Source organism: Legionella steigerwaltii (assembly GCF_001468065.1).
In the GTDB taxonomy this organism is placed as follows: Bacteria; Pseudomonadota; Gammaproteobacteria; order Legionellales; family Legionellaceae; genus Legionella; species Legionella steigerwaltii.
On the sequence record NZ_LNYZ01000030.1, the window covers coordinates 1 to 21473 of the forward strand.

Consider the following 21473-nt stretch of genomic DNA (forward strand, 5'->3'; position numbering starts at 1 on the left):
AACCCCTGTTCAAGCAGAGTCTCGAAGGCAGTAACATCAGGTGCATTCGGCAGGGTACAGCTCATGCTGATAATGGCAATCGGTTCATTTAGGATGTCATTTTCATTATCTTGATGTCCTTTTTTTGCGTGCATCGTGTACCTCTAAAGTAGTTACTTTAAATATAAGCTAGGAATGGCGCTTCTGTCTAAACTAGAAGACCTAGACTATAATATTTATTGAAAGGCTAGATTATGATAAGTTTTAAAAGCCCTCTCATTTTCCAAAAAGATCTCATATTAATGGCGGTAAGATGGAAGCTTGTCCTGAACTATAGCCTAATTTATATGCAGACTTTTAATGGGACAACAGTGAATGTCTAATACAATTTTAAATAAACAATTTACAATTGGTCATTTGCATTTTATAAGTGAGCATGAAACGCGTGGACTAATTTATGAAATCTTTTATCAAAAAACGTATTTACCCGATTTTCTCACTTTAAATCCCGGCTCGATTATTTTGGATGTAGGAGCACATATTGGGCTTTTTTCACTGTTTGCCCTGCGTCGATGTAAATATGATGCATTGGTTTATAGTTTTGAACCCATTCCTATCTCTTTTCGATGTCTAAAAAAGAATTTGGCGCCGTTTGGAGAGAAAGCTCGCCTATATAACATGGGAATTGGTGATGTTACTGAAGAATGTTCTGTTGAATTTACGCTTTTTGGGGGAGATCTTACGACAGCAACCTATAAGCCTCTGGATAAAATGATTTCTAACTACAATCCTCTATTAGATTATAAGACCTTACTAAAAATTTCCCGATATCGGAATAAGTTGTTGTATTATCAACTGAAATTTTTACCTTTTATGCGACACTATTTGATTAAAAGGAACTTTAAAAATCGAACAGCAGAAACAAAAGTTGTGTGTAAACTGACATCACTTGGCCATTTTATTGAAAAAAACGCGATAAAACATATCGATTTTTTGAAAATTGATGTTGAGGGCGCGGAATTTGAAGTTGTAAAAAGCATTAAGCCCGAACAGTTTTCTATGATTAAACAATTAAGTATCGAAGTACATAATATTGATAACAGGGTAGAGCATCTTGCTGCATATTTGCGAGAGCAAGGTTATCTTGTTAAGGTCAATAGAAATCCTCTTTATGAAAAGCTGGATTGGAACCAATATATGATCTATGCAAAAAGAGCAGTCTAATACAATGAAAGCAAGTAAACTTAGAAAAATACATCGATTTTTAATGCAGTTATCACCCATTCTACGCATCGCATTGATCCGGTGGCTTTATAATAAATTTGCATCGAATAATAAGGCGAAACAATGTGTTTTTCTGAATTATGGGTATCATGATGAGACCATTCTGTCGTTAAATCCAGAGGATGAACCGAATCGATACTTTATCCAACTCTATCATCGAGTTGTCAGAGATATCGATTTACAGAACAAAGATATTGTTGAAGTTGGATGTGGTCAGGGTGCTGGTGGTGTCTTCTTATTGCAGTATAAAAAGCCTCGTTCCTATATTGGTATTGATTTGTCCGAAAAAGCAATTGAAATATGTCAGCGCAATTCCAAATGGGATAATGCGCGTTGGATTCAAGGACGTGCAGACGCTTTACCTATCCCTGACGATAGTGTTGATGTGCTTGTCAATGTAGAATCATCTCATTGTTACCCTTCAATGGAACAATTTCTTAGTGAGGTTAAGCGTGTACTTCGACCTGATGGTTATATGGCTTTTACCGATCTACGTCCGTCTTCAGAGGTGGAATCGTTAGACCAATGTATCAGCACCTCCGGATTACAAGTTCTTAAGCGTGATGATATTACTCCTCAAGTTCTTGATTCGTTAACTCGTCTGTCAGACAGGCGAAAAGCCCATATTAATGCAACTTACTCACCCATATGGCGTCAAGCTGTTCGTGACATATCTGCGGTGAAGGGTTCAGTTACTTATAATGGGTTTATAAATGGGCAGCAGAAATATCTTTGTTATTTGTTACAAAAGAAAAGACAGAATGAGGTAACATGATGCATACAAAAAAAGGACATCAAAACAGCATAAACGACATACTGAACGAACCGATTGCCATTATTGGAATGAATTGTCAATTTCCTGGGGTTGATTCGGATGTCGAAGATGTCGATGCATTTTATGAGATGTTGCTCAAAGAACAGACTTCAATTAAAGAGGTACCTGGGAATCGCTGGAATATTGATCAATATTATGACGTGGACCGCCAGAAAGAAAATAAAATAGTCAGCCGTAAGGGCGGTTTTTTGAATGATCCTCAATTATTCGATGCCGCTTTTTTTAAAATATCGCCCACCGAAGCCAAACAAATGGATCCGCAACAACGTCTTTTTTTAGAAGTTTCCATTCGAGCTTTAAATCATGCCAACCTACCGCTTGATTCATTAAAAAACTCCAATACTGGGGTATATTGTGGCGTTTCTACACACGATTACAGCCAACTGAATTATAAAGACCACATCACATTTAATGCCTATACCTATATAGGTTCTGCAGACAGTGCTGCACCAGGAAGACTGTCTCACTTTCTTAATTTAAAAGGTCCATCCATGACTGTGGATACCGCCTGCTCCTCATCGTTGTCAGCACTGTATCTTGCCACGATGGCATTAAGGAATCAGCAGTGCGATATGGCGATTGTTGGTGGAGTTCATTTGAGCCTTTGCCCTGAAATTTTTATAGGCGTAACGAAAGCGAATATGCTCTCAGCTGTTGGCCAATGCAGCAGCTTTGATGCTGCAGCCGATGGCTATGCACGTAGTGAAGGGTGTGCTGTGGTGGTTGTGAAACGACTTCGTGATGCGTTAAAAGACAACAATAAAATCCTTGCGGTGATTAAAAGCATCGTCATGAATCAAGATGGTGGTGGTGGGATGGGTATGGCTGCGCCGAATATCGAAGCGCAAATAGCTATGCACCAGGCCTCATTAGAACAGGCGCATGTGACAGCAAGTGATATTGACTATATTGAAACCCATGGAACAGGCACGATTTTGGGTGATGCGGTTGAGTTTAATGCGATTCAACACATACACCAAGGTCATCATACCAAAGACAGTCCCTTAATTATCGGTGCAGTAAAAAGTAATCTGGGACATACTATTTCAGCATCAGGTATTGCATCCCTCATTAAAGTGGTTGCCGCATTAAATCATGAACTCATTCCGGCTAATTTGCATTACACCACACCAAGCTCATCGATTGACCCTGAGAGTATCCCGGCTCTTCTCCCCGTTCAAGCGATACCTTTCGCGAAACATGCCAATAAAAAAAGGTACGCGCAAGTATCCAATTTTGGTTTTACAGGTACGAATGTGAGCGCAGTTATTGAAGAACCACCCGTTTTGGCATTAAACCCATCCATTGCGCATCACGATGAACCCGAGTGTTTTGTTATTTCAGCACACAGTGAATACTCATTGAAGCAGATGCTAGCAAGCCACCTGCACTATTTAAAGGAATCCTCCGTAAGCCTGCGTGATGTGTGCTCCACCTTAATCAATTGTCGGGACCATTATAAATTTCGTTGCGCCATCATTGCCAACAACAAAGAAGCATTAATTAAACAAATTGAATCAGAAGCATATGAGCTGAATAAAGTAACCCTAAAAAAAGACATCAAAATTATAGAATATGATGCACAGCAAATTTATGAGCAGTATCGTTCAGGAGCCAACATCAGGCTCGCTAATAACCGGGACTCGTACAATCAAGTCGATTTGCCATTGTACTTTTTTGATCGAAAAGCGTATTGGCATGATAAAGAGGATAACAATACAGCAGATGATACGCCGGTGCCTCAGGATTGGAGCTTCCACTTGGAGTGGCAGAATCAACCCACAGAGAAACATTATCGCAAAATGTCAGGCAAGCCTTGGCTTTTAATGGGGGCCAAACATTTAGCCACTGGTTTTATAGAACAGGGATTACCAATTGTTCTCGATGACGATAACCCCGCATTAGACACGTTGGAAGGAGTTATTTTTGCAGCGGATATCGATGCAATGCCAGCAAAGGATATTGAGACTCATATCGATTTACAAAAGAACACGCTAAAAAAATTATTGGGCCTGGTTAAAGAGTTACAACAAAAAGCAATTGAATTACAGCTTATAGTCCTCACGACCAACGCGATACCAGAGCTTACCGGCGACCTACTCAACCTTGATGGCAGCGTGCTCTTGGGATTTTGCAAGACTTTAGTTTTGGAATTACCTCAATATCAAACCATTCTCATCGATTTGGATCAACACGATGAAGGTTATTTTCCGGCGCAGGTGGTTCATGAAATTCATTATAACCATGGCCAAAATTACGAGCATGTCGTTGCGTATCGTCATGGCCAGCGATGGGTCTCCCGCTTAAAAAGAACGACACTGCCCGACAAAAAACGATCACTATGGGGCGAAGGCCGTTATCTTATCACAGGGGGCTGTGGTGGCTTAGGTCTGGTGACCGCGCAAGCCTTACTGTCTGTTGGTGCCAAAGAATTAATTCTTGTCTCAAGGCATGTGGATACGCCCGAATTAAACGCACAGATTAAAAAAATTCAATCCCGCTACCCAAATCAAATAATTCGTACGATGGGTTTAGATATTACAGATAAAGAAAAACTACGTAGTTTGTTATTAGAGAGTAACGCAGATGGCTTGTTAAGGGGGATTATTCATGCTGCCGGTGCCTCACTGAATGCGCCATTGCTTGAGCATCAGGATGAAGACATTGACTCTTTATTTTCTGCAAAGGTAGAAGGCGGTTGGTACTTGCATGAGTTAAGCCAGCATTGTGACCTGGATTTTTTTGTCGTTTACTCTTCTGTTTCCTCGGTATTTGGAAGCAACAAAGAATCAGCATACAGTGCCACTAATAGTTTTTTAGACGCCTTAATTGCAGAACGTCGCCGCTTGGGTTTAGTGGGTACCGCAATTCAATGGGGGCCTTGGGCTGAAGCGGGTATGGCTGAAAAACGAGCGCGCGACCAAGGTCTAAAACAGGCATTCATTCATAATGATCAAGGGCGTGCGTTGATTCACTATTTAATCAATAGTCCATTATCCCATGTCACCATTATATCACCTGAATACCTCAAGTTTATGTTGGATTTTGTTCCAAAACCACGACCTTTATTTTATCAAGATCTGACCCATGATCTGACTGGGGTTGAGGTCGAATACGAAGCTAATGAAAACGTATCGCCCTGGCTGAATGATTACTCGAAGATGAACGATGATCAAAAAGGTACTGCATGCAAGAACATGGTCTCTGCACTCTGTAAAGAAATTTTGGGGTTACCCGAAACAGAGGAATTGGAAGAGCACGAAGGATTTTTTGAACTTGGTTTTGATTCGTTAATGGTCACTGAAATAGCGACCAGGCTGAAGGAAAAGCTGAAACCCTATCTTAATGTAACCGCTACGATTGGCTTTGATTATCCATCCATAAGCAAACTCTCCCAATACGTTGAATCGGAATTGGAAAAGAGCCTCATTCAAACGCATGTGTTGCAGTCATCTCCAGAGGTTTCTGACGACTCGATTGCCATTATCAGCATGAGCTGTACCCTGCCGAATGCACCTGATGTTACTGCCTTCGAGACTCTGCTTGAACAGGGGTTAAGCGGTGTGAAAGAAATTCCTCTCGAGCGCTGGGACAATCAACTCTATTATGACCCCAATCCGGATGCGCCGGGCAAATCTTACATCACGAAGCTTGGGCTCATTGAGCATATTAAAGCATTCGATGCTTCGTTTTTCGGGATTAGTCCACGAGAAGCATCCTTGATGGACCCCCAACAACGTCTTTTTTTGGAGCAGTGTTATCAGGCTTTGGAAAATGCCAATTACTCTGTGCATTCTTTACGGGGCAGTTTAACCGGGGTTTATGCTGGGGTGGGTGCGTCGCATGAATATTATTCGCAGCTGGAACACGTCGGATTGGCTCCGGACGAGATGGGGATGTTTGCGGTTACGGGTAAGGCATTGAATATGATTCCTGGACGCGTCACCTACACGTTTGACTTCAAGGGCCCGGCAGTGAGCTTTGATACGGCGTGTTCTTCGTCCTTAGTCGCGATTCATTATGCCTGTCAAGGCTTAAAAACTCGGGAAATCGATTATGCGCTGGCGGGCGGGGTGAATGTGTTATTACGTCCCGAAAGTATTGTTAATTTGTGCAAAGCCAAAGCGTTATCTTTAGAGAGTCAATGCAAAACCTTTGACGAGCATGCGGATGGGTATGTGCGTGCGGAAGGGTGTGGGGTGTTGTTTTTGAAACGGCTCGGTGATGCCCTGCGTGATAAGGACTCGATTTTAGCGGTGATTAAAGCCTCTGCCGTCAGTAATGATGGCAAGACAGCAGGACTCACTGTCCCGAATGGGAAAAGTCAGGAAGCAGTCATGCGCAAGGCCTTAAGCCAGACGTCCTTAGCGAGCAGTGACATCAGTTTCATTGAGACGCACGGCACAGGCACCCCGCTTGGCGACCCCATTGAGGTGCATGCCATAAACCAAGTCTATGGCACATCGCGTGGTGAGAACAATCCCTTGTATCTGGGGGCTGTGAAAACCAATTTAGGCCATCTGGAAAGTGCTGCCGGTGTTGCCAGTATGATTAAAGTCATCTTGAGTTTACAAAAAGGGCGTCTTTATAAAAACATCAATTTTCAACGCTTAAATCCCAAGATTCAACTGGATGAGACTCGTCTTGCCTTACACACCATGGATTGGCACAGCCCTACCCCTCTCAAATGCGCCGGGGTGAATGCGTTTGGGTTTAGCGGCACCAATGCCCACGTCATTGTGCAGGAATTTCCGACACAAACACCGCCAAAGAAGAACCTGACGGCACAAACACAAGTCCTGGTTTTATCCGCCAAAAGCCAGACTGCTTTGGACCATCTGGCCCAACGTTATCAACAGTATCTCGCCACAAGCCACTATGAGTTTCGCGACATCTGTTTTACCGCCGCCAGCTGTAGGGAGCATTATGCGTATCGCCTGGCAGTCGCTGCCCAAAGCACGCTTGAAGCCAGTCAACTGATGCAGCAGGGTGCGTTTGCCTCGACTCAAAACAAGAAGGCCCTGGAGGTGCATGACCCCGAGCTTCAGGCACTGGTGAGCGAATACCTGCACGGTAAAGACGTGGATTGGCAGGCTTACTACACCGACCCCGCTGGGGGGTATCGCAAAGTTATCTTACCCAATTATGCATTTGAACGCCGTGAATTTTGGCTGGAAAAAAAAGCATCGACACCTCATTTGAGTGCTTATGACTTGGCCGTACAGCATCTGTACGACCGCACCTGGAATCCGCTCAATAGCACGGTGCCGAGCAGTGCGGCCATGCCCAAGCTGTGGGTGATTGCTCACGATGCGGCGCGCGCCCAAAAAGTATTAGGGGGACTTCAGTATCAGCTGATTGAGGAGGACCGCCAACTGGAGGATGTGGCGGAGAAACACATCGTATTCCTGTACGAGCAGGACCACTTTAATGAACTCATTCATTGGTGTCAACGGATGTTTCAACAACGTCCGGCATGTTTTATCTTGGTGACTGAAAACGCCTATGCCCTCAACGACAAGTACACTGCTAATCCGGTGAATCCCTACCACACCATGGCGAGTGCTTTTTGGAAAAGCTTTAGCAATGAGCTGGAATTCACTAAAAATTACACCATAGATTTAGACTCACGCAGTACCCTAAGCGAGGTGTTGCGCTATGTCGTTCATACGACCAGTGCTGAAACCCAATTTGCGGTACGCGATACCCTTTATGTCCCCAGGCTGAAGAAAAAAGAGCTGCCCGTGCCTTCAGAGCCCCACGAAGTCTTACTGGATAGAGAAGCCAGTTACCTCATTACCGGCGGTACGGGCGGTTTGGGCAAACCCTTAATCGACTACCTCATGCACCGCGGTGCCAAACATCTAATCATTACCAGCCGCTCAGCATGTACCCAGGAAACCCAGGCGCTCATTGAGCAGGCGCGCAAAAAGCAGGTGTCCATCACCCATTATGCCCTTGATGCCAGTGACCTGCAGCGTATGCAGCAGCTCATCAAGGACATCGAACACAGCGCCCACCCCCTAAGAGGCGTCTTTCATTTGGCTGGCGTGCTTCGCGATGAGTTGCTGGTCAATTTAAGGGAGCAGGCGGTACAGGAGGTCTTGCGTGCCAAAATGGACAGCGCCCTGATTCTGCATCAACTCACCCAAAAGCTGCATCTGGACTGGTTTGTGCTGTTTTCCTCGACGGCATCCCTCTTAGGCTCCAGAGGTCAGGCCAACTATGTGGCGGCGAATGGCTTTTTAGATGGCCTGGCACACCTGCGTCACCAGCAAGGCTTACCGGCACTGGCGATTAACTGGGGGGCTTTTCACACCCTGGGTATGGCCGCCAAGAATGTTGAGTCACTGACGCGACGCGGTTTTATCCCCTTAAATCCCGAGAGCATCAACGTGTTGGATGTGCTCTTGCCCAGTCAGCTGCCGCAAATTGCAGTCTGTCCGATGCATTGGGATGTTTATTGCAAAACCACCCCGCACTCACTGGAGTTATCGGCGCTGGTGGCGAAGAGCGTGCCGGCTGAGAAGCCCTTTTTGGCCTTGCTCTATCGCCATGATGCCAAAGAACGGGTAGCCCTTTTGCGCCATTCCTTAGGCGAGATTGCCGCTGAGGTTTTGGGCTTAGGCCATGGTGAGGAGGTGGGCAGCAAAAATGACCTCTTCGCCTTGGGCATGGACTCGCTGATGGCATTGGAGTTTAGAAACCGTATTCATGATAAGTTGGGTGCGCCAGCCCTGAGTCTGCCCATTGAATATTTTATTAATGAACCTCGCATCGATAAAATCGCCAAAAACATTGCCGATGAACTCCAGAAGCTCTTTGCCAATGCACCGGCATCCCTGCCTGCTACTCATCCAGATGAGGAGCCAGTCGCTTTGTGTGATACTCAATACGTATTTTGGGTATTCAACAAACTGGGTTCTAGTTTCAATTGTGGTATGCAGATACAGCTACGAGGTAATCTTAATAAGAAATACTTGTATCAGGCTTTTGATTTTACCATACAACAAAATAGTGTATTTTGGTTGAGTTTTAACAAAGAGGTACCGATTCAAACATTGAAGAAACAGGGGCAATTCAAGTTAATCTATGAAGACATTTCGTTAGACTATGATCAGGATGAATTGAACAACGAATTTTATGAAAATATAATGCAGTTGATTCCCCTAACGGAACCCCCACTGATTCGAGTTTATCTTTATAAATTGAGTCATGATCTGCATGAGTTACACATCATGATACCTCATATTATACTTGATGATCCTTCGTACAGAATTCTATTCGATCAATTTAGGAAAAATTACGCAACCCTTCTGCGGGGCAAGAATCTTGTGCCTGTACCAGAAAAACATAACTATTTTGAATTTGTAAAACAAAATAATGCTTATTATGAAAAAGATCTGCACGATAAAATTGATTTTTGGCGAGTTTATAATAAAAATTTTCAAAGGTTGAGTTTCGGACGTGCACATCACTTGCCAGATGCAGCCAACCAATCCCAAAATTTATTTCATTACCCTATAGATGCTCAACTGGTTGAACAATTTAAGAGTTGGCACCAGGAAAAAAATATTAATGTGAGTACTGGTTTAATTGCTGCGTGCCAAATAGTTTTCTACAAACTCAGCAGTCAAAAGAAAATACCCATTACGATACTGCATAGTGGCAGAGAAGGGAGTCATTACCAATCGGTTATTGGCTTGTTTACAGAATATAAAATGATAAATATTACCTTAAATGAAGAATATAAATTTATTGATTTTCTTAAATCAATTGAGGAACAGTTCTTAATCACAGCTCCTTATCAAAAATGTACCTATGCCATTAAAAGTACGGGGCTAAAAGGATCTCGATTATCATTCGGTCAATATTTGATCTACATCTGTAATAAATTAACTCTTGCGAAACACTTTAAAAAAAGCAAACTTAATTCAATTGTAGTGGATTATCAACTTAGGAGTCTAAGTCGGGTACAATGGCGTCAACTAGAAATTCGAGCTAAGAATTCCCTCAATAAATTATTTAAGTTAAATCTGTCACTGCAAAAACCAGCGAGCTTAAGAACAGTTATTAACATTACAGCAAACTTTTTTATCAAAGGGTCTCGGGATATGAATTTTGAAGGCCTTGATTCCAGCACCCCTAATCATTATGGCAGTGTGGATCGTCCAATAGGTAATGAAGCGTTATGGTTGTATTTTACAAAAGATCAATATGGTGAATATCGACTGTCGATTAATGGACCCTTAACGAAAGACTGTAAAGATCAAATAGCTCACGAATTGAATCGTACCATGACCATTTTACTAAAGAATGATGAATGTAGAATTGTTGATTTTATGAGTGAGTAGAACAACTGGATAATTAAGTCTTAGAAAATTATGGATGAACTATTGAAGATTTAATTCGATAATGTATTGATATTCTAGTTCAAATTAGGCTTATTGATGCGGATTTGGGCTATGCTTTTATTGATCATAAATCTTCTTCCCTAGGGAGAAGGGTATTGGTTCGTCAATGGGATAAACATGGCGCAAATAAGGGAACAGTGAATTATGAAACATGAACATTGTGATCACGAGCATCAACACCACAAAAGCCCTTCAGCATCAGCAAATTCGCACAAGGCATGTCATCAACATGATTCTATGCATCAGCAACATAGTCCAGATGAACATGGAATTAAAACTGGAATTTACACCTGTCCTATGCATCCAGAGATCCGTCAATCTGGCCCTGGAAATTGTCCAATTTGTGGTATGGCTTTAGAACCAGAAACGGTATCTGCGGAACAAGAAAATCCTGAATACAAAAGCATGAAGCATCGCTTTTGGCTGGCACTTATTTTGAGTATCCCTGTGGTTTTATTTGAAATGGGTGGGCATCTGTTCCATTTGATTTCAGCCAATAGTTCTGCCTGGATTCAGTTTGTATTAGCAACCCCTGTAGTTTTATGGTGTGGCTTGCCCTTTTTTCAGCGTGGCTTTATCTCATTGAAAACCCGTCAGCTGAATATGTTTACCCTTATTGCACTGGGGATAGGAGTTGCTTGGATTTACAGTACCATTGCTTTGATATTCCCAGGTATTTTTCCCATCGCTCTTCGCCGCCAGGGATTAATCAATGTTTATTTTGAAGCGGCTGCAGTGATTACTACTTTGGTACTGATCGGACAGGTATTGGAATTAAAAGCTCGAGAACAAACGGGTGGTGCGATACGAGCTTTATTGAGTTTAGCTCCCGAAAGCGCACGTCGAATTGATCCAAATGGTAATGATGAGGAAGTGACCCTGGATCACGTACAGGTTGGGGATAAGCTTCGTGTTCGTCCAGGTGAAAAAATTCCTGTGGATGGAGAAGTACTTGAAGGACGCAGTAATGTGGATGAATCAATGGTCACCGGAGAGTCAATGCCAGTCAACAAAGAAGTGGGGTCAAAAGTGATTGGCGCTACCATAAACCAGAATGGAAGTTTCGTGATGAGGGCAGAACATGTTGGTGGTGACACCATGTTATCCCATATTGTACAGATGGTGAGCGAAGCGCAACGCAGTCGCGCTCCAATTCAACGATTAGCTGATGTAGTTTCAGGTTGGTTTGTACCGGCAGTGATTTTGATTGCAATACTTGCATTCATTATTTGGTTCTTCATTGGCCCGCCACCTGCATTGAGCTATGGCTTGCTCGCGGCAGTTTCAGTGCTCATTATTGCTTGCCCTTGCGCATTAGGTTTAGCGACGCCCATGTCCATTATGGTTGGTGTTGGTAAAGGGGCACAGAATGGCGTATTAGTCAAAAATGCTGAGGCGCTGGAACAGATGGAGAAGGTTAAGGTACTGGTTGTGGACAAAACCGGCACCCTCACGCTTGGTCGCCCCAAATTAACCCAAATTATTACCGATAAAGAATTTGAAACGGATGAAATATTGGCTTTAGCGGCCACCATGGAACGCCAAAGTGAGCATCCACTTGCAAATGCAATCACAACTGTTGCCAAAGAAAAACAGATGTCGCTAGGCACAGTAGTGGATTTTGAAGCGGTGCCAGGTAAAGGTGTCATTGGTACGGTCAATGAATCACATATTGCACTTGGGAATCTGCAGTTGATGCAACAATATGGAAGTGGCCAAACCGCGCTAATTGAGAGAGCAGATGAGTTACGTGCTCAAGGAGCAACGGTGATGTTTATGGCTATAGAGGGTGAAACAGTGGCAATTTTAGCAGTTGAAGATCCAATTAAACCAAGTACACCTCAGGCCATAGATGAACTGCAAAAAAATGGGATTGAAATCTATATGCTGACTGGAGACAGTCAAAAAACTGCAAAATCTGTTGCAGAGCAATTAGGGATAAAAAATGTGATTGCTGAAATTATGCCTGAAGAGAAACGTCGTGTCGTCAGTGAGTTGAAAGACAAAGGCCTTATTGTAGCAATGGCGGGGGATGGGGTAAATGATGCCCCCGCTTTGGCAATCGCCGATATTGGTATTGCAATGGGTACAGGTACTGATGTAGCAATTGAGAGTGCAGGTATTACTTTGTTGCATGGTGATTTGGGTGGCATCGTTAAAGCACATCATTTATCCCGCGCTACGATGAGCAACATACGTCAGAATTTATTCTTTGCTTTTATTTATAATGGATTAGGTGTTCCGTTAGCTGCAGGAGTGCTGTATCCGTTAACAGGACTATTACTCAATCCTATCATCGCTGCAACCGCGATGGCATTAAGTTCCGTTTCGGTGATTTTTAATGCACTGAGGTTGCGAAGGCTTAAGTTATAACAGCCCAGACTTATTGTTGGAGAGATTTTTATGCCTAAAATACTGATGAGTGCTTGTCTTCTTGGCCAAAAAGTTCGCTATGATGGTAGTGATTGTTTGCAAAACCATCCTCTGTTGCAGCAATGGTTTAACGAGGGCAATATAGTCACAATTTGCCCGGAAATGGCCGGGGGCTTACCTACACCAAGACCTCCAGCTGAGATTCAAAATAAAAAATCGGGTGTAGATGTCTTGAAGAAAATCGCTTTAGTAAAAACAAATGATAATCAGGATGTTACTGATTTTTATCTACAAGGTGCACAAAAAGCGCTTGAGCTTGTAAAAAAACATCATATACGTGTCGCTATTTTAAAAGCACGGAGCCCTTCTTGTGGATCTGGGATGATTTATGATGGGACCTTTTCGCATACATTGATGCAGGGAGAAGGTGTTACCGCAGCGCTGTTGATGCAGCACGGTGTACAAGTATTTGATGAACATCATATTGATGAGGCATTAAATGCCGCATTAGGGGTAAACCCTAGGTGATCTTGGGTTTTAAAAGTTCATAATTTATGCCTATATTGAATAATCAATTTATTTGTAGGAGGTTTGTTATGGAATACAAGTGTCATAAATGTGGAATGGGTGTTAAAAATTTAACTTGCAGCAAATGCAATGCACAATTAGTAAGTGATGTTGTCAAAACTGAGAATGGTCACGTTCAAGTAGCAAAATGTCCTAATGGATGTGGACAAATTAAATCACCGACATGTTGTGGGCATGACATGGTGTCTACGGGTTAATAAGAAAGTTTTGTAGCCTGGGTGAAGGCGCAAGCCGTAACCCGGGTTCCAGATAGGAAATCATGCTCCGTAACCCCGGGTTACGCTGCGCTGCACCCAGGCTACAATTAGGGTAAGCTTGCAAACAGATGGATTTGTAAGTTAAGAATAAACCCATATTTCATGCAATATTCAGCGGCATATTCATGATTGCGTTGATTTTTTTCCAGATTTAAAAGGCCAGGTTCCCAAAAGCTGACTACTTCATTGATTTCAGAACGTTCTTCTAAATTCAGATCACGCCCATTATCGCGAATTGCTTTAACACGCTGTGGTTCTTTTTGGTATCTATTCATGGGGCTCACAAAAACGTGTTTTTTTGTTTTTTCAGCCCACTCATGTGCCCATGTAGGTATTTCGCTATAGGGCGTATATTGATTGTCTTCAGGTGCAGACATAACAAATTTCAAATAATCAGCACGCTCTAACATTTTGGTATTTGGTTCCAGATAACGGATAGTTTTACCCTCTTTTTCCAGGCATTTGGGGCTGACGACTAGAGTCGTATTTTTGGGAAGATCCGGTAGAATGGAAATACCATTCGATTCAATTTGGGTATTTTGGAAATAGGGTTGGGCTTTTTCTAAAAAAGCAGATAAATTTTCTTGCAATGAAGGTTCTCCACCAGTAATCACCAGAACCATTTTTTTAGCAAACCCTTGTGCCCAAGAAGGTGTAGGAAGGTTACGTTTTTGGAAAAAAGCCTGAATGACTGTGTCTGCTTCTTCCAGTAAGGAGTTAAAATCTAGCCATTCGCCTGTATCAAAATAAGTATCACAAAAAGAGCACGCTAAATTGCATTTAGCTAAACGGATAAAGTATGCAGGATGACCACGAAAAGGCCCTTCTCCCTGTAACGTAAAAAAACGACTGGTAACAAAGAGTTCATCGGATTTCGCTTCTTTAAAAAAGGATTTACCTACTTTATCATTCAGCCCAAACATCGATTAACCTTTATTGTATAAAATTTTTCCATATTATACTCTATTGCATTGCAGTTTTGTAGCCTGGGTGCAGCGCAGCGAAACCCGGGCTTCTTGATATGAAAGAGTGTTCTTAACCCCGGGTTTCGCTGCGCTGCACCCAGGCTACAAGGTATGTCTTCATCCAGATTTATTTGCTAAGGATTGAATCAAAGCAAAGCGTTCAATTAAATGGATCTTTTCTGAGGCTAATTGATAAATTTTAGCAATCGTTTCTTGGCTAATTTGATTGAACATGAGCTTTATTTGATTTTGCTGCGGCTGGGGAATGGGGGCATATCGATGCGAGTGAAGAATTTTTTTCATCGAATTTAAATCAATAGAATCAAAGGAGTAAAAATTATTGCGTGTATAAATTTTAATAGGGAATGAGGTTTTTTTTATTTCGGAATCAAAATCCAATTTACTAAAAGGCAGTTTATTAGAGCTTGAGCAATTTAAATCTTTATATCCTTTTATAAAGTTGATGCGATTTACATAGAAAAAATCTTGCGATATGCCACTGAGCTTCCTGTTTACAATAGAACAGTTAATTAAGGGGAGGCCAAAACCTACATAATTAATAAAAAGCAATTCAAATACATTTTCAATGTAGTGCTCTATTTGATGCTCATGATGACTGAGTAATGCTTCATGAATAAAATGAAAGTCCAACCCCTTCCATGGTGCGGTATCATAATGTAAATACCAGAGAATATAATAAATTCCATCCCATGGTTTGGTGTAGTATTGCTCCGCTATTTTATTTTGTAACTTCCGAACCTCATGAACCAGAGACGGGGTGATAATGTAAGGAATTTTTGGCTTTAAACAAACTGCCATACCATTTGTTTTGTGACGAATGGCGAGTAACTCAATATTATGCACAGCAATCCTTATAAAAATAGAGTAAAAATATCTCAATAAGGGAATAACATGTAAAAAGTGTAGTAAAGAAAATAGCGTTTTTCAAAAAAAATAATACATTTTTTTACTTTGGCTTGTTGATAATTGACTCAAGATGCCAACTTACCGCGCTTTGCGCGTGGGAGCCGGTGATTTTGAATAATTCAATCGTTATTGACTGAATGCCGCGCATAAAGCGTGGGCATTAGGCCTGGGTGAGTAGTGTATACGGGCCTATTTTTGGTAGCTTGAAACCAGTCGAATATTGATTAAATTGGAAATATGCTTCAATTGATCACACAGTTTGTGAAGAGATTCTTTGGGGCCAGATATATCGATAAGGTTCACAGCAATTGGTCCACGTGATTTATTTTCCATCTGTTCAATATTGTATCCAAGTTTTGATATGTTCTGAGTGATTTTACCCATAGCCCCCGGAATATTTTTATTGATAGCCAGTAGACGGTAACAATTAGATATTTGAGTAGCAGAGAGGGATATATTAGGAAAATTAATCGAATACTCGATAATTCCATATTCCAGATAATTACAAATATTGCGAATTACCATTTCTGCTGCAGTCTGTTCTGCTTCCTGTGTGCTTGCTCCCAAATGGGGAAAGCACAAGACACTTGGGTGTCCAGCTAAATTAACTGTTGGAAAATCGGTAATATAGCCCATGAGATTCTGATTATTCAATTGTTGCAAAATAGCTGCTTCACTTACTATTTGTTCGCGAGAGAAATTAAGTAAAAGGGTATGCGGTTTAACAAGCGTAATATTTTCTTCATTAATTAAATGTGTGGTAGTCGTATTTAAAGGGATATGCAGCGTAATAATATCTGCATGGACAAGCAACTCATTCATATCCAAGACTTTTTCAACCCCGGGCATCAATGCGAGCGCATTAGTTAGGGTCATGTTGGTATCAAAACCCAATACCTTCATGCCTAAAGCCAGTCCTGCATTAGCTACTTTAACGCCGATAGTACCTAAACCAATGACGCCTAATGTTTTACCTGAAATCTCATGGCCAACAAATTTCTTCTTTTTAGTTTCTATTTCTCGACTTAATGATTGATTATTTTCTTTTGACAACTCAGTAATAAAGGTGCGGGTTTCATCTAAATGCCTGTAACCCATTATCATGGCAGCCATCACCAATTCTTTGACAGCATTGGCATTTGCTCCAGGAGCATAAAATACTGGGATACCCAAATGTGTAAGTACCTCAACAGGGATATTGTCCGTACCTGTGCCAGCTCGGGCAACTGCCTTTAAGTTTTTGTCAAACGGGTGCTCATGTAATTTATGAGAACGTACTAAAATAACATCAGGATCAATAGGGTTAAGGCCTAATTGATAAAGATCAGGATGAAATAAACTTAAGCCTTGAGGTGATATATTATCAAGAACCTGAATAGTGAACATGGTCATTCCCCTTGATCAGAACAACAGAATTGTAAATTTCCGTAAGTCCTTGCTCATAATATGCATAGTCTTGTGAAGACAACTGTCTCAACTCGTCTTGTGTTAATCCCAAAGGAATTATTGGGTAAAAGCTTGTATTGGTGATATAAAAATTGGTATGGTTTTTCACCCATTCTTTAGGGCTTAGACCAGCAAAACCAATAAATCGGGTTACTGTTTCTCGAGCCTCCCAGTCACTCATTCCATCACCAACTAATAAGGAACGCTCACCGGGTTTCAGTACTGAGGCAATTTCTAGGGCTTTACCATTGCCTTGGGTCATATTGCTCCGCTCATCAAACCCTTGATAGTTGCCTTCTTCATCAAAAGAAACTTCCACCGCAAGGACATTACTTGGGGGAATACCTAACATTTGCGCAAATGGGACAACTGCCGCTTTAATTCCTGCAGAAATGATGTAAATTTTTTTATGCAAACGATGCAATAACTGGATGAGTTCTTGTGCTCCAGGAGCTGTATGTTGCTTATAGTGTTCTGCTAATTCCTCAACCTGTTTGCGTGTGGGCTGAACATAGACCAAACGCTGCCGATAATCATCGGGCGTCATGCCGGTCTTTCCCATACATCGTGCAGTAATCTGGTGTACTTGTTGTGCAACGCCATTCATCGTTGCAAGTACATTAATCCCCTCAATCAGGGAAAGGGTCCCATCACAGTCGAAGAAAAAAGAATCAATCGGGACGTTTAAAGCCCAGGGATTTCTATTATCCATGAATAATCCACCCTTATTTTTAAACGCAAATTAGGGGCTGCTTACAATTCTAGTATCTTGGCCTCAATGCTGTGATTTTATGTGCTCCGATACTCACATACTTCGTGTATGCTGCGTTTCGGAGCACATAAAATCACAGCATTAGGGCTCAAGCTAGCGAATTGTAAACGCCCCTACTTAAATTAGGTATAGATGTACTATAATCCATTTATTAAGAAGATTTCAATTTAGTAAATACCGCCAATGCCTGGAACGTAGTGCGAACTTATAAAAATAGAGCCAGGGAAGTGTGCATTATGTTAGAGATACTGACATCATTTATTATATCGCTTCTGATTGGGCTTCTGATTGGCATTGAGCGTGAACGTAGCCATCCAGAAGGGGCTCAATTTATTGGTGTTAGAACATTCACCCTATTATCGATTCTGGGAACTTTAATTGCCACCATTAACCAAACTGGACTAACGATTACTGCAAGTGCTTTTGTGTTTGGTATATTACTGCTCAATTATTTTCAAATCAGTACGAATCAAAGGAAAAACAGTACTATTGGTGCTTTAACAGAGATTACTGCAGGCGTTATTTTTTGTCTTGGTTATATGGTACCTAGCTTGCCTTTAGTAGCAATTACCCTGAGCGCTATCATTTTACTCATACTGATTGAACGAAAAAGACTCCATCTTTTGGCGCGGAAAAAATTCAAACCCCATGAAATGGAAACCGTAATTGTATTGGTCATTTTTACTTTGGGAATTCTGCCGCTTCTTCCTGATCGAACGATTGATCCTTGGCAGTTTTTTAATCCCAAAGCGTTTGGTTTATTGATTGCAACGGTTGCTGGTATTCAATTGTGTGGTTATGTCGCAATCCATCTATTTGGCGAACGTTTAGGCATTCCATTAAGCGGTTTTATGGGGGGATTGGTTTCGAGTACTGCTGTTTTTGCCCAAGTCCACAACACATTAAAAAAATACCCTCAGTCGGTGTCTGCTATTTTAGCTTCTGGCCTGCTTGCTACAGTGGCAATGCTGGTTGATGTGATTATTATCATTTTTGTCGCTTCACCAATTTTACTGGTTTCAATTATTGGACCACTCATAGCGATGATGAGCACAGGAATTCTACTCACAGTGATTTTGCTTCGTAATCAAAAAAAAACAAAGCATGATTTTACTTTATTAGCTATGCCGCTGAATTTGTTATCAATACTACGTACTTCGATTCTTATTGGATTATTGTTACTACTTGTGGCTATGGCAAAACGCATCGTTTCAATTCAAGGGGTGTTATTGATTTCATTTTTGGGTGGACTCCTTGAAATTCATGGTATTTCTTTAGCAACTGCTTTACTTTATTTGGGAGAAAAAGTGCAACTCGATCAAGCATCTTTGATGCTGTATGCTGCGATCGGGGCTAGTTTTATATCTAAAATAGTGCTTTTATGGAGTTTGACCCCCATGCGTTTTGCTTTGCAATCTACATTATTATTACTTGGCATGCTTGTAAGCGGTGGGCTAGTTTATTGGTTTATGTCGTGAGCAGTAAGAGTCATTTTTTTCTTTAGGGGATACCTGCAAATTCTGAGCTATTTACTAAAAAATCATTTGAACAAGTCTATACTTGGAGTAATGATAGGTTCAGGAAAGGAATGCTCATGGATACCTATACTACAGACATTCAACATCCCGTAACAATTCCCAGTAAAAATGTTTATCTGAATGGTTTTTTATTTATACCTGAAGAAGCGAAAGGGATTGTGATTTTTGTACATGGAAGTGGAAGCAGTCGATTCAGTAATCGCAACCAATATGTGGCAAGTACTTTGAATGAAGGGGAATACGCTACTTTGCTCTTTGATCTGCTTACATCACAAGAAGACATCATTGATAATGTGACTCGCGAATTCCGTTTTGATGTTCATTTATTAGCTTCTCGACTTATTGATGTCATTCATTGGTGTACAAAGGAATTAGCAGCATACCATTTCCCAATCGGTTTATTTGGATCAAGCACAGGAGGTGGGGCGGCACTTGTAGCAGCAGCACAAGAACCTAAGTTCATCAATGCGATCGTATCTCGTGGTGGCAGACCCGATTTGGCAAGAAATTATTTACCTCAAGTCAAAACACCTACTTTACTTATTGTCGGAGGTTATGATGATGTGGTGATTGATCTCAATCAGCAAGCAATGTCACAAATGAACTGCATCACCCAATTGAAAATAGTCCCTGAGGCGACGCATTTATTTGAAGAGCCTGGAAAATTAAGTGAGGTAGCGGATTTAGCCAAAAAATGGTTTGACCAGTATTGTGTTAAATAATAGGTTTCTTTGGAAACGCATTACAAAGAGAAGTGCGAGGAGGCCTCATGAACAAGGACGCTTTACAAAAACTGATTGATGAACTCGATAATACAGTAGTTCCTTTGGAAGTCCAAAATGAACATTATGATGCGGTGCTTGAGCAAATAGGAAATGCCCGTTTTGTGATGATTGGTGAAGCATCTCATGGAACGCATGAATTTTATCAAGCACGTATTAAAATATCTCAGCGTCTTATTAAAGAGCATGGTTTTATGGCGATCGCGATTGAAGGAGATTGGCCTGATGCTCATCGTGTCCATCGGTATTTACAAGGTGAAGGAAGTGCAACCCATAGTGAGCAAGCGCTGGATAATTTTCAGCGATTCCCAATTTGGATGTGGCGAAATACTACTCTCCCTCCATTCCTTAGTTGGCTACGTCAATACAATGATCATTTACCTGCAGAAAAAAAAATTGGATTTTATGGTCTTGATTTATACAGTTTGAACTCCTCCATGCAAGCAGTCATTAATTTCTTAGACAAAGTCGACCCTGATGCGGCCCAGCGTGCGAAGCAGCGTTATGCGTGTTTTGATCATTTGCATCAGGATCCGCAGATGTATGGTTATTTAATTAATGCTGGAATTAAAAAGGCCTGTATCCATGAAGCGGTGGCCCAATTAGTTGAATTACAGCATCGAGCTTTTGAATACCTGCATCGTGATGGGATAGCGGTTGAGGACGAATACTTTTTTGCAACTCAAAATGCTCGGCTGGTAAAAAATGCAGAAAACTATTATCGCTCCATGTTAGAAGGAAGGGTTTCTACCTGGAATATTCGAGATCAACATATGGCAGAAACACTTAATGTGTTAGCTGATCATTTAGAAACACGATTCAATCAACCTGCCAAAATTATCATTTGGGCGCATAATTCACATATAGGTGATTCGCGGGCAACTGAAATGGGAGAACGTAATGAATTTAATTTGGGACAGTTAGTACGAGAACAACATGATAGAGATTCTTATTCTCTTGGTTTTTCTACTTATGAAGGAACCGTCATGGCTGCATCTGATTGGGGAAGCTCTGGAGAGAAAAAGCAAGTCAGACCTGGTATGTCTGGTAGCTTTGAAGAATTATTTCATCACTTGAAGTACAAGAATTTTTTCTTGAATTTAATAGATAATGAGAAACTGGAGCGTTACTTAAATATTCCACGCTTACAACGGGCTATAGGAGTGGTTTATCTTCCAGAGACTGAGCGTTTTAGCCATTATTTTTTTACACATTTGCCTTATCAGTTCGATGGGCTAATTCATTTTGATAAAACAAGGGCATTACAGCCTTTAAGTCAAGAACAGTTCGTCACTGATAAATAAATGAGGAAT

At 41.4% G+C, this 21473-nt stretch carries 12 protein-coding genes and 2 pseudogenes; 10 read left to right on the forward strand and 4 right to left on the reverse strand.

What is annotated here, in order from left to right:
* Positions 1–354: 354 nt before the first annotated feature.
* From Lstg_RS14270 to Lstg_RS14295, 7 genes and pseudogenes are all read left to right on the forward strand, one after another.
* The gene (locus Lstg_RS14270; RefSeq protein ID WP_058478346.1) at positions 355–1203 is read left to right on the forward strand and encodes an FkbM family methyltransferase; all 849 of its coding nucleotides are present in this window, start codon (positions 355–357) and stop codon (positions 1201–1203) included.
* Positions 1204–1207: 4 nt separating this feature from the next.
* Positions 1208–2038: a class I SAM-dependent methyltransferase gene (locus Lstg_RS14275; RefSeq protein ID WP_162264082.1), complete on the forward strand. Its 831-nt coding sequence runs from the start codon at positions 1208–1210 to the stop codon at positions 2036–2038.
* Positions 2038–7098, forward strand: a pseudogene (locus tag Lstg_RS18210) (SDR family NAD(P)-dependent oxidoreductase); the annotation flags it as partial. The gene Lstg_RS14275 and the pseudogene Lstg_RS18210, both read left to right, overlap by 1 nt.
* Before the next feature lie 795 nt (positions 7099–7893).
* Positions 7894–10452, forward strand: a pseudogene (locus tag Lstg_RS18215) (SDR family NAD(P)-dependent oxidoreductase); the annotation flags it as partial.
* Positions 10453–10656: 204 nt separating this feature from the next.
* Complete coding sequence (locus Lstg_RS14285; protein WP_058478349.1) at positions 10657–12885, forward strand: copper-transporting P-type ATPase; 2229 nt, start codon at positions 10657–10659, stop codon at positions 12883–12885.
* 30 nt (positions 12886–12915) lie between these two features.
* Positions 12916–13413, forward strand: a complete 498-nt coding sequence (locus Lstg_RS14290) for a 2-thiouracil desulfurase family protein (protein WP_058478350.1) — start codon at positions 12916–12918, stop codon at positions 13411–13413.
* Between the two features lie 68 nt (positions 13414–13481).
* Positions 13482–13670, forward strand: a complete 189-nt coding sequence (locus Lstg_RS14295) for a hypothetical protein (RefSeq protein ID WP_058478351.1) — start codon at positions 13482–13484, stop codon at positions 13668–13670.
* A 107-nt stretch (positions 13671–13777) separates the two neighbouring features.
* Here the strand turns inward: Lstg_RS14295 and Lstg_RS14300 are convergent, their stop codons facing one another.
* The 4 genes from Lstg_RS14300 to Lstg_RS14315 form a co-directional block, all read right to left on the reverse strand.
* Positions 13778–14653: a 7-carboxy-7-deazaguanine synthase QueE gene (locus Lstg_RS14300; protein ID WP_058478352.1), complete on the reverse strand. Its 876-nt coding sequence runs from the start codon at positions 14651–14653 to the stop codon at positions 13778–13780.
* A gap of 159 nt (positions 14654–14812) precedes the next feature.
* Positions 14813–15559, reverse strand: a complete 747-nt coding sequence (locus Lstg_RS14305) for a hypothetical protein (RefSeq protein ID WP_058478353.1) — start codon at positions 15557–15559, stop codon at positions 14813–14815.
* Between the two features lie 252 nt (positions 15560–15811).
* On the reverse strand, positions 15812–17008 hold the full coding sequence (locus Lstg_RS14310) for a 3-phosphoglycerate dehydrogenase family protein (RefSeq protein WP_058478354.1): 1197 nt from the start codon (positions 17006–17008) through the stop codon (positions 15812–15814).
* The gene (locus Lstg_RS14315; RefSeq protein ID WP_058478355.1) at positions 16986–17780 is read right to left on the reverse strand and encodes an HAD-IB family phosphatase; all 795 of its coding nucleotides are present in this window, start codon (positions 17778–17780) and stop codon (positions 16986–16988) included. The genes Lstg_RS14310 and Lstg_RS14315 overlap by 23 nt, the downstream gene beginning before the upstream one ends.
* 296 nt (positions 17781–18076) lie before the next feature.
* Here Lstg_RS14315 and Lstg_RS14320 point away from each other — a divergent pair, with 296 nt between their 5' ends.
* The 3 genes from Lstg_RS14320 (at position 18077) to Lstg_RS14330 (ending at position 21464) form a co-directional block, all read left to right on the forward strand.
* Positions 18077–19318 (forward strand): MgtC/SapB family protein, encoded by a 1242-nt coding sequence (locus Lstg_RS14320; RefSeq protein ID WP_058478356.1) that lies wholly within the window; start codon positions 18077–18079, stop codon positions 19316–19318.
* Between the two features lie 116 nt (positions 19319–19434).
* Positions 19435–20100: a dienelactone hydrolase family protein gene (locus Lstg_RS14325; RefSeq protein WP_058478357.1), complete on the forward strand. Its 666-nt coding sequence runs from the start codon at positions 19435–19437 to the stop codon at positions 20098–20100.
* A 47-nt stretch (positions 20101–20147) separates the two neighbouring features.
* Complete coding sequence (locus Lstg_RS14330; RefSeq protein WP_058478358.1) at positions 20148–21464, forward strand: erythromycin esterase family protein; 1317 nt, start codon at positions 20148–20150, stop codon at positions 21462–21464.
* The last annotated feature ends 9 nt before the right edge of the window (positions 21465–21473 follow it).